The organism is Candidatus Ancaeobacter aquaticus, assembly GCA_030765405.1.
Taxonomy (GTDB): Bacteria; Auribacterota; Ancaeobacteria; order Ancaeobacterales; family Ancaeobacteraceae; genus Ancaeobacter; species Ancaeobacter aquaticus.
Genome location: JAVCCP010000051.1, coordinates 1 through 11,519, shown reverse-complemented (window position 1 = coordinate 11,519; position 11,519 = coordinate 1). Strand labels below are relative to the sequence as shown.

3 protein-coding genes are annotated in these 11,519 nt (G+C 37.7%); all 3 read right to left on the bottom strand.

Annotated elements, in window-relative coordinates; all coding sequences use genetic code 11:
* Window positions 1-150: 150 nt before the first annotated feature.
* Window positions 151-1,944: an aspartate--tRNA ligase gene (gene aspS / locus P9M13_06475; GenBank protein ID MDP8262928.1), complete on the bottom strand. Its 1,794-nt coding sequence runs from the start codon at window positions 1,942-1,944 to the stop codon at window positions 151-153.
* 196 nt (window positions 1,945-2,140) lie between these two features.
* Complete coding sequence (gene hisS / locus P9M13_06470; GenBank protein ID MDP8262927.1) at window positions 2,141-3,424, bottom strand: histidine--tRNA ligase; 1,284 nt, start codon at window positions 3,422-3,424, stop codon at window positions 2,141-2,143.
* Between the two features lie 233 nt (window positions 3,425-3,657).
* Window positions 3,658-11,295, bottom strand: coding sequence for a hypothetical protein (locus tag P9M13_06465; GenBank protein ID MDP8262926.1), 7,638 nt, complete (start codon window positions 11,293-11,295; stop codon window positions 3,658-3,660).
* Window positions 11,296-11,519: the final 224 nt, after the last annotated feature.

Here is an 11,519-nt window from a genome sequence, read left to right as displayed (position 1 = left end):
CCTCTGCGATACGCAAACGATAAGTGACACAGTTGCAGCCCAAAAGCGGCCAGCCCCTTCGGGGAGGCTCATCTTTGGTCCGTCTGCTTCGTTGCTCCTCCTTTACGTGCCGCATAGGGCACGCCAACGTCGTAACGCCTTGCATACGGCTCAAATCTTACCCTCCAAATTGGGGCTATTATCAGTTCTCAACCCCCTAATATGTAATTCTTTTAATTGTTTAGGAGCTACTTCCGATGGGGACTTTGTCATAAGGCACGTAGCGCTTGCCGTTTTAGGAAACGCTATAACGTCACGTATTGAAGATAGTCCCAGCATAAGCATCACAAGCCGGTCAAGCCCCAAGGCGATACCGCCATGCGGTGGAGCACCATACTGCAACCCTTCCAACAAAAAGCCAAACTGCCCGGAAGCAGTTTCTTCATCTATGTTCAAAATAGAAAATATTTTTTTCTGTAACTCACTGTCATGTATTCTGATACTTCCGCCACCTATTTCGACACCATTATACACAATGTCATATGCATTTGCATGCACCTTTTCAGGCTCAGTATCAAGAAGTGAAATATCCTGCATTCTCGGCGACGTAAAAGGGTGATGAATACTCACATAACGTTTTTCCTCTTCACTATACTCAAAAAGTGGAAAATCAACAATCCATGCAAACTCATTCTTTGCAGGATCTTTAAGTTTGAGTCTATCCGCTATTTGGTTACGCAAAGCACCCAAAGATGGATACACAACCTTAGCTTTATCCGCAACAAAAAACAGGATATCACCGGGCTTTCCATCAAATACATCTTTTATTTCCCCCTGTAAATCTGCGTTAAAGAATTTTGCAATCTGTCCGGTAAACGCACCTGCTTCATCAATCTTAAACCACGCTAAACCCTTTGCTCCAAAATCACGTAAATATGAGGTCAACTCTTCAATATCTTTAAGTGAAAACGATGCCCCGCCAGGAACACGTATACCACATACTTTACCTTTATTATCGGAAACACCCCTAAACACCTTAAAATCACACTTCCCCGCAATATGTGTGATATCGTTTATCTCTAGGCCAAATCGTAAGTCTGGCGCGTCAGTTCCGTATCTTGCAATTGCATCCTTATACGAAATTCTCCTAAAAGGTAATTCAATGTCTTTTCCTGACACATCCTTAAATATCTTTTTAAGCATCCCCTCTATGAGACGATAAATATCTTCAGGCGTTATAAAAGACATTTCAATATCAATCTGAGTGAATTCCGGCTGACGATCAGCTCTCAAGTCTTCATCACGAAAACAACGTACAATTTGAAAATATTTCTCGTATCCAGAAACCATCAGTAGCTGTTTAAAAAGCTGTGGAGACTGAGGAAGCGCGTAAAATTTACCTTCATTCACTCTACTCGGCACCAAATAGTCTCGTGCGCCTTCAGGGGTGCTTTTTGTAAGAAAAGGTGTCTCAATCTCGATAAAATCTTCCTGATCAAGATAATCTCGCGCAATTTTCGTAATTTTGTACCGCTGCTTGATATTGTTCTGCATAAAAGGCCTTCGAAGATCTATATACCTGTATACCAGACGTATATCTTCAGAGAGAGTCTCTTCATCCAAAGCAAACGGCAGAGTACGTGATTTACTCAATACCCCTATGTCATTAACCTTAACTTCTATTTCCCCTGTTTTCAACTTATCGTTAGTGGTACCCTCAGGTCGATTTCCCACTACACCTTTTACCGTAATAACATATTCATTACGAATTTCTTCCCCAATCTTATGTACTTCTTCATTCATCTGCGGATCAAGAACTAATTGCGTAATGCCGCCTCGGTCCCTCAAATCAATAAATATAAGGCCACCATGATCACGCCGAGAATCAATCCATCCCATTAACACCACTTCTTTACCAACATCTTGACCTGTCAGCATGCCGCAGGTATGTGTACGTTTACTCATTTCCATCACAACTCCTTGTTTTTCTTCCAGTGTTTTCCAATATGCTATTTATTATTTGGCCCGGGGTTCTCATCGAATTTCATAGCGAAGAGACGTTACTGCCTGCGTGTGCAAGGCATGCGACCAAGTCCTTTGCAGTCGTACTTTCAGTACGTCTAGAAGGACTTTCGGAGCATAACGCCGCACACGTAGGTAGTTACGTCTCTACAGCAGATATTCGCTGAGAATTCCGGGCAAACCAGCTTTCAATATCATCAACTTTGATTTTTTTCTCATCGCCACTCTTCATATCTCTTACGGTTATCACATTATCAGCAAGTTCATTATCTCCTCGTATTAATGTATACCGTGCCTTAGAAAGATCGGCTTGTTTCATCTGCGCTTTAATGCTTTTAGCATCATAGGAGATATCAATGCGTAAACCAGCTTTTCGCAAACGATCCTGTAAAATAAAGTTTTGTTTAAAAGATTCATCCCCCAGAGACACCAGATATGCATCAAGATTATATGTATCAATTCCAGTCTCTAGACGTTCAGTAAGAGCGAGAATTATACGCTCCATACCTACCGCGAAGCCTACCGCACCTTTTTTTTCGCCGCCAAGCTCATGAATAAGATTATCGTATCTCCCTCCGGCTGCAACAGCATCCAAGGCACCCAATGAGCCATGTTTTATCTCAAAAACAGTTTTAGTGTAATAATCAAGACCTCTTACCATTTTCTGGTTTATAGTAAAAGGAACTTTGAGAATATTCAATGCATTCTGTACCGTTTTGTAATGTTCGCTACACTCTTCACACACATGGTCAGTTACAACAGGGGCATCATTGAGCTGTAAAATATCCTCTTTCACCTTACAATCCAAAATCCTCAAAATATTTTTCTGGTACCTGTCCTGACAATCCTCGCAAAATGTACCAATTTTATCCTCTAAATAAGTCTTTAACGCTTTAGAATATCGCGGCCGACATTCAGGACAGCCAACACTGTTAATTTCTATTACAATGTCACCGAGACCTATATTTTTAAAAAACTGATATCCCACTTCAATAACTTCAGCATCTGTATAAGGACTGTATCCACCAACAACTTCTACTCCGATCTGATGAAATTGGCGTGATCTACCCTTTTGAGGGCGTTCATATCGAAACATCGGGCCAAGGTAGTACAACTTTGTGATAGCTTTCCTAAAATGTTCCTTATTCTCGATATAAGATCTTATTACCGGGGCAGTTGCTTCAGGGCGAAGCGTAACAGCACGCCCCTTCTTATCGGTAAATGAATACATCTCTTTTTTCACTATATCAGAAGTTTGTCCTATACTACGGGCAAAAAGTTCTGTTTGCTCAAAGATAGGTGTCCGTATCTCTTCATATCCGTAGAGGGAGAACACCTTACGAGCAGAAGACTCCACTTTCTGCCAGAGACCAATAACATCAGGCAAAATATCATTTACACCTTTTATACTTCTGAAAAGCACCTATAACTCCTTTTTTTATAAACCTTTAAAACGAACGTATATTTTACTATTTCTGGCAAAAATGTCAATACAGGAGTGCGTTTTAGATAAAAAGCTCTTTTTGCCTTCGTTAAAGGCATACACTGTTTCTGATATCACATTGACATATTTTCTTGAGCAATGAGGGAAGCAATAAGGAGGAGGACAACAGCGCACTTTTTTCTCATTGAATTTCGTCACGAAACAGCGAAGTGTTATGCGGCTGTTATCATGGCTTTTTCCGATATGATATTACTCTTTAATGTTTCATCAACATTTTGTATCGACATCGGAGATTTGACTATATCTGCTACTTTATCATTAATCCCTAACCCCAATTCAGCTACCGCTAAAAGAAACTGTTCTTTCACCGCAGGAGCGAGATATTCAGCCAATTGGGCAAATGTTATCGTATCAAACGCATCACCTGCTCTCTGACGGGCCATTATCCCTATTTCCATTATATCTAACAATAACCCTATATTATTTATCTCATCTTCACCCGGAATCCTTGGTGTCATTACCAGTATATTTGGTTTATCAGACACAATATTATCTATCATATAATCCGTATCCGCTGAATTTATCCAGCCGATATTTTTACCGGTTATAACAAATTTAGGAAATTTTATCCCTGCATAATTTATTGCCGCCTCCTCAAGTAGTTCTCCTTCTTCTTTGTATGTCTTTAATTCATCAATGTCAACCGGCGGAAACAATATATTTCCATATTTTTTCGCCGCTTCATCAAGATAATTAAATGCCCGCATAGAACTCTTTTTGTAAACCGGTATCACCTTGAAATTCTTCTTTCCGTTCCTCTTTCCTATCTCTTTATCCAGATTTACCATAAAATCAGGATCCACTGTTAAATACACAAATGTCATCTTATCAGCTAAACCCGGATCTTTTAATTTTACCGCTTCGATATTTTTCATGGCTTTTTCAGGCCTTATATTCAGCATTGCCATTGCTTTTTCCATTCCCCGGGCAATTTCCTCAGCTCGCTTTCCTTCCATCAACGCCACGGAAAGCAGTCTCCGCCTCAATCCTTCATCATGCTTTATAATCTTATGGTAAGGATCATTTAAAACTATATGTTTAGCTTCCTCTAAGAGTAGTTTCGCAATATCATCGCTTTTTGCGTGTAAAACCATCCCTATCGGCACATTGATTTGCATACCGGAATGGGCAAAAACATCATTCCCTATCGTTACATCGTTATAAAAGAAAATCCCTTTTGTTTCGATTGCATCTAACAGATCTTTATTTGTCACATTTGGAGGATATTTTATTGTAACATCTTTTAGTTTACCTATCACATCTTTCATCTTCTCTTTAAACTTAGCAATGTCTTCAGAATTTTTTATAAACCCATTTTCAATATCATTTGTTCTTTCCAATTTATTTGATTCTACATCCGGCAATATGGCTGTCCCATAGGTTAACGATTGTTCAATATCGGGCTTTTTAAAATCTATAGCAAGTGTAATAGCGCCCTCGCCAACAAGGTGTTCTTTAATTGCCTTATTAGTCTCCGCATGCGGAACATCAGCCCCGAGAGCCGTAAGATTTTTTCCGGCCGGCATAACAATTTCACCTTCCTGTTCTAATTCCCCCCTCACCCTTACCGTCTTTGCCGTCTTTGCACGGCTCATCAATGCTTCATTTTCTGACTCATCAGATAATGGCAATATTGGAGCCTCTGCAATCATCTTCTTTTCCGAAATCGCTGGTGTGGCAGATTCAGATTTAAGCCATGCAATGTATGTGCGAAGTGCTTCTATCTTATCTTTTTTGTATTTTAATTCCTTTTCCAAATCTAAAAGATTTGGAGTTTCTATTTCCGCTCTTGGAAGCTCTTGCATAGCTTCTTTTATTATTTCATTTTTTCTTTTTTCAATATCATCTAACTTTTTTTTCGTTTTGTTTAAGAGATATCTTACAGGAGAAAGATTTACAGGATCGTTTATTAAAACATTATTAAACTCTGCCTCAATGTTGCCTATCTCTATAAGTTCTTTAGAGATCCTATAAATATTTTTATCATATTCAACACCCCTGGCAGGTAAAACTTTTCTGATCAATTTCTTTACCCAACTTGCTGTCATACCAGTGAAAATCATTAAAGCCAAACAAATAATTAATACCGCAGTCATTCCAATCATCATTATGGATAATGGTACAATAGTACCACCTAAACCAATCGTTGCCGAGTAGTACAGAATCTGCCCGAAAAATCCCACTGCAATAAGCACTTGCCCGAAGTTATTATCTTCACCAACTTGTTCTTCGGATAAAGGGTGTGTAATGTTATAATATAAAGGCCCTCTCAAAAATTTGGTCGGCGTTACCTCTGATGCAGTTTTAGTAACCTCTAAAGATTCCATTAAAGCTATTACTTCTTTTGCTTCTTCTAACTCTGCTTTTTCCTTCTTAATCACTTCATCGATAGCGTCACTTTTTTCTTCTCCTAAGCTTGCAGTAAAGAGAGCTGTATTTATGTCTCTTAACTTTTCTTCTTCTTTAACCAAAAAGCGTTTTATTTTCTTTATTTCCTCGGCCTTTTCTTCAGAATTCATTTCCTTATCAAGTAGAATATATTTAATTAGCCCTTTAATATTGTCTATTGCTCCTAATTTTCTGCAAATTTCATCTATCTCCCGTTTATCTCGTCCACTTAATGAAGTATCTTTTAATTTATCCGCTATAGATGCTGTAATATGTCCTGAAATAAGCGGTTTAGTTGATTCTAATTTGCTTTGCTTGTCTTTTAAGCACCCAACAATAATGTCAAGTAAAGGTTTTTTGAGTACCGTTGATCGGGATACTATCATTGTTGGTTCTTCAAGCCATTGATCAATATCAAAGGACATAGCCGCTTTACTTAACAAGTATGCTATGTCTTTATCCTGCGAAATATTTTCGGGGATACTTAGAACTTTGCAACCTATCCTAATGTCTGTTCTTATCTCAACAGAAGGAGAAAATGGCATTTCTTTAAGTTTTCCCATAGTGTTTTCTTCATTTTCGGAGATCTTTTTGTTAGCAAAAATAAAAGTGTAATAATTGCCTCCTTTTTTGAACGGGATAATAAGATAACTAATAATATTATTCTTCGTTACACCAACTTTCATCAAATCAAATAATATTTCACAACGAACTTTGTGCTTCTCTGACTGATACTCTTCGCTTTTACCCAACATCAGATATTTTATGTCTGAATTTATATCATCAATTGTTTTCCCCGCTTTCAAGGCATCCTTAACAGTCTTTGCTACCACTTTATAGGTATGTTCCAGAAAATCATTCAACCCTTCGTGTTGATCATACTCAATTCCAGTTTTTTCATTAAGAAGTATCTCCGCACGGGCCTTGACTTCATCAGCTAATTCCTTAGCAAATGCTTTATCGTCTGAAGCAATTTCATTATTGTCTTCTATTTCCTCTTTCTTCAATTGAGTATCAGCTACCATTTGAGCAAGTATGTCATACCTGTTCTTGGCTGATAGTTTGTCAATCCCTTCTAATATACGTGATTTGGTTATTTTGCACTCCGCTCTTAAACCCTTTAAGTGTGCGGCTTTTCTCTTTAGTTCTTTTTTAACAGGATCGTTCTCAATAAAATAGCCATTGCCGTTTAATGCTTCGAATTCTGCGTTATCGTGAATTGAAGATAGATTTACGTCGCGTATCAAAGTCTCATCATCGCTGTTGTAAGCCGCCTGTGTAATAGCAAAATATGTAACACCGTTGGCCTTATCAGGCACCATACAGCCGGGAGCATCCGTCCCATTACCCATATCAAAAGCAAGTTCTTCACCCACCACAACTATAGGTACCAATCCTGCAGCCCTAGCATATCTCAATGCGGCATTGTTCGAATTAGCATTAGTTGTTATGTCAATTTTTATGTGGTTATCTGGATCTAGAATACGCTTAGTAACCGCATCGCTAAAATCTTCTGTAATCGTGGGGCCAACTGTCTTAGCAGTTAAAGATGTTTCTAATTTCTTTGCTTTTTCCTCTGCCTCTTTGCCTGCCGTATCTTTTTTCTTTGCAAGTTCCATCAATGCTCCACTTTCTGACTTATCAGGTAATGGCGATATTTGAGCTATTTCAATTATCTCCTTTTCCGGAAGTGCTGGTACAGCAGATTCAGGTTTAAGCCATGCAACGTATGTGCGAAGCTCTTCTATCTTAGCTTCTTTGTATTTTAATTCCTTTTTCAAATCTTTTAAATTTGGAGTTTCTATTTCCTTATCTGAAAGATTTTTCTCAGCTTCTGCTACTATTTCATTTTTTCTTTTTTCAATATCATCTAATTTTGCTTTCGTTTCGTTCAAGAAATCTTCCAGCCCACCCCACCCCAGCATTTTTCCTTTCACTTTTATAAACTCCGCATCAATGTTGCCTATTTCTATAAGTTCTTCAGAGATCTCGCGAATTTTTTTATTATATTCATTATATTTAATTTTATTGGCAGCGGCTTTGGCTAATTTTTTTTCCATGGGTTTCAGTCGCTTTTTTGTATATCTTAATATTCCCGTGGGGACCAATGCGCCAACAGCAAGGGCAATCATCGCGCCAAGAAATGTTATTGACATCATTGCTATAGCTGATACTCTTACTATTGCGTCTGAGTTGGGACTAAAACAAGCGAGACATGCAAATATAGTTGCCATCATACTAAACGTACTCGAAAATATAGTTAGACCAGACTCATAGTTAGAATCAAGCCCTAGGATTGTTTTAATAAGCCATGAATATATTGCATGAGAAGGGGTTACAAGGGAATAACGTGAAGGATCTTTTAAAAATTTGGCCGGTTTTACCACTGATGCAGTTTTTGTAACATCCAAAGATTCCGCAAAAGCTATTACTTTTTCTACTTCTTTTATCTCTGCTTTTTTCTTCTCAATTATCTTATCAATAGCAGTTTTTATAGGGTCATTGATTTCTTTTTCTATGCTTGCAATAAAGAGAGCATTAGATATGTCTGCCAATTCTTCTTCTTTTTCAGCCAAACGGCGTTTTATTTCCTCTATTTCCCCGGGCTTTTCTTTGGGATTTAGTTCTTTATCAAGCAGAATATGTTTAAATTCCTCTTTAATATCGCCTATTGATTGTAATTTCGTGTAAATACGAATTATTTTGTATTTATATTCTATGCTACCTGTTAATCGGGATAACATTGATTTAAGCCCATCCTTTTCAGCAAGAAGTGCCTGAGCACGGACATTAACTTCATCTGCCAGTCTTTTTGCGAAGCTCCTGTCACCTGCGCTTAGATAAGGATTAGCCTCTGCCTCTATTTCCTCTTTCTTCAATTGAGTATCAGCTGCCATTTGAGCAAGTATGTCATACCTGTTCTTGGCTGATAGTTTGTCAATCCCTTCTAATATACGTGATTTGGTTATTTTGCACTCCGCTCTTAGACCCTTTAAGTGCGCGGCTTTTCTCTTTAGTTCTTTTTTAACAGGATCGTTCTCAATAAAATAGCCATTGTCGTTTAATGCTTCGAATTCTGCGTTATCGTGAATTGAAGATAGATTTACGTCACGTATCACAGTAGCATCATCGCTGTTGTAAGCCGCCTGTGTAATAGCAAAATATGTAACACCGTTGGCCTTATCAGGCACCATACAGCCGGGAGCATCCGTCCCATTACCCATATCAAAAGCAAGTTCTTCTCCAGTTACAACTATAGGTATTAATCCTGCAGCCCCAGCATATCTCAATGCGGCATTGTTCGAATTAGCATTAGTTGTTATGTCAATTTTTATGTGGTTATCTGGATCTAGAATACGCTTAGTAACCGCATCGCTAAAATCTTCTGTAATCGTTGGCCCTATAGTTTTAGCAGTTAAAGATAATTCAACTTCCTGTCCTGGTCCCCTCCCCTCTTCTATAAATTCCCTTGCACGTTCCATCAATAATTCATGTTCTGACACCTTAGGCGACAATTTTTGAGCTGTTTCAATTATCTTCTTTTTCATCTTCTTTTCCGAAATCGCTGGTGCGGCAGATTCAGGTCCAAGCCATGCAACGTATGTACGAAGCGCTTTTATCTCAGCTTCTTTGCAGTTTAACTCATTTTCCAAATCTAAAAGATTTGGAGTTTCTATTTCCTCCTTTGAAAGCGTTAGCATAGCTTCTTTTATTATTTCATTTTTTCTTTTTTCAATAGCACCTAACCTTTCTTCTGTTTTGTTTACAAAGTTTTCCAGCTTCCTCAACTCCGTCATTTTTCGTTTCACATTTATAAACCCTACCTTAATATCGCCTATTTTTCTAAGTTCTTTAGAGATCCCGTGAATATTTTTATTATATTCAATTATATCGACTGATTCTTTTTCGATACGTTTCAGCTTTTTCTTTGCATACTTCATTATTCCTTCGCTTAAGAAAAACACACTCAGGAATACAGCAGGAACGCCAACCATGTTTACAAAATTCGTCGACATCCACTCTACAAATCCCGGGACTGGTCCTTGTGATAAGTTGCAAAAAAAATAAAAGAAATATGGCACGGTAAGAAGCAGACTTGACACACCCATAATTCTAGCAATACCCCCAATATCTAAAATATTATTGTCAACATTAATGATTATTTCCATAAGTATTGCAAATTTTGTGTGAAAAGAGCTTATAAGGTGATACTGTGAAGGATCTTTCAAGAATTTGGCCGGCTCCGGTCTTCCTTTAGTTTCAACAACATCCAAAGATTCTATCAAAGCTATTACTTCTTTTGCTTCTTCTAACTCTGCTTTTTCCTCCTTGATCACTTCATCAATAGCGTCACTTTTTTCTTCTCCTAAGCTTGCAACTATGAGATCTGCGCCTATGGTTTTTAACCCTTCTTCTTTTTTAGCCAAAACGCCTTTTATTCTCTTTATTTCAGCGGCCTTATCTTCAGAACTCATTGCCGCATCACGCTGAATCCATTTAATTGGTCCTTTAATATCATCGTCTATTGCTTCTAATTTCCTGCAAATTTCATCTATCTCCCGTTTATCTCGTCCATTTAATGAAGTATCTTTTAATTTATCCGCTATAGATGCTGTAATATGTCCCGTCATAAGCGGTTCAATTGATTTTAATTTGCTTTTTTTGTCATTTAAACACCCAACAATAACATCAAGCAAAGGTCTCCCGAATTCCGTTGATGAGGATACTATCATTGTTGGTTCTTCAAGCCATTCATCAGAGGACATAGGAGTTATCTTTGACAACAATTTTATTTTTTCATCCTGCGAAATATTTTCGGGGATACTTAGGACTTTGCATGGTATCTTAATGCCTTTTCTTATCTCAGCAGAAGGAGAAAATGGCATTTCTTTAAGTTTCCCCATAGTGTTTTTTTCATTTTCGGAGATCCTTTTGTTAGCAAAAATAAAAGTGTAATAATTGCCTCCTTTAATGAACGGGATAATAAGATAACTAATAATATTTTTCTTCGTTACACCAACTTTTATCAGATCATATAATATTTCACAACGAACTTTGTGTTTATCTGACCGATATTTCATGGTTTTTACCGTGAGCAGAGATTCTATGTTTGAATTTATAACATCAATTGTTTTCCTCTTTTTCAAGGCATCATTAACAGTATCTAAGACCGTTTCACAGGTATATTCCAGAAAACCATTCAACCCTTCATAGATCTCTATCTTTTCAGAAGAGAGTTCTTTCTCAAAGTCAAAGGGTTCAGGCGCGAGAGATTCTTTAACAACAGCCCGGGAACCGGAATTTAATGAGTTCTGAGGAGCCGACCATGCAATGCTGGTAGATAGAAAGGTTATTATGGTAAAAACTGACATACATTTACAAAACAGTTTTGGAATCTTCATATTTAAAACACCCTGTTATGTTATCACATCAACTACAACTAACTGATATCAGACATGATACCTTATAAAAACAAGTTTGTCAAGGGGTCCGGATAAAAAGCAACGATTCCGCAACAATACGCATAAGGTATGATTTTAAGCTTAATTAGAGGTTTTTAAACAAAGGGTCATATTCGCGAAAGGATTTCGCTTAAAAAATTGGATTACAAAAGACGATTATATCT